General features: G+C 72.4%; 1 pseudogene. It reads right to left on the reverse strand.

Annotated features, from left to right (window positions below):
• Positions 1-476: pseudogene (locus JHN45_RS52350) on the reverse strand (acyl-CoA thioesterase); the annotation flags it as partial.
• Positions 477-711: the final 235 nt, after the last annotated feature.

Consider the following 711-nt stretch of genomic DNA (forward strand, 5'->3'; position numbering starts at 1 on the left):
GTGTAGGGGACGAAGGGCAGGGGGTGTCCCTGCCAGGTCCAGCTGGACCGGTAGGGGTGGTGCCGGCCGTCGTGTCCGGGGCCGACGTTGGCCCAGACGACCGACGAGGGGGCCAGCGCGATCACGGCGTCGGCGCAGTCGGAGAGGGTGGACACCAGCAGCGCTGCCTCGGTGCTCTTGGAGAGTCCCAGGATGCTGACGCGTTCGGCGCCGCGTTCGCGCAGCAGACCGGTCGCCTCCACGAGGGTTTCCAGCGGGAGTTCGCAGATGCCGGGCGGCTGCCCGGGTCCGCCGAACCACCGGACCGTTGCCGCGCTCACGCCGGCACGGGCGAAGAGGCGGCAGCGTTCGCGTTCGATGCGGCCGCTCGATCCGGACAGGACGAGCACACCGGCACGGCTGCCGCCGGCCGGAGGCTCGGCGATGAATCCCGTCCAGGGGGCGGTCAGTTCGTACTCGGCTACGTTGGCGGCCATGCCGTCAACGTAGCGGAGGCCGGCGCGAGCGGACCGGACGCTCCGGCGCGTTCGGGGATCCGGTGATCCGGCGCCGGCGCTGTTGTTCGTCGATGTGCCTGCGTGCCCGCCCTTTTTTGCCGGTGGCGGCCGGAGCCTCTGGTGCTGTGCGGTGGTGTGCGGCGAGGTGTGCCCGGGCACGCGTCGTGCCGGGCGGAGTGGATGCATGGCTGCCCGGTATTTGTCCCGGGGGCGG

It is taken from the genome of Streptomyces sp. MBT53 (assembly GCF_016654115.1).
Classification (GTDB): Bacteria; Actinomycetota; Actinomycetes; order Streptomycetales; family Streptomycetaceae; genus Streptomyces.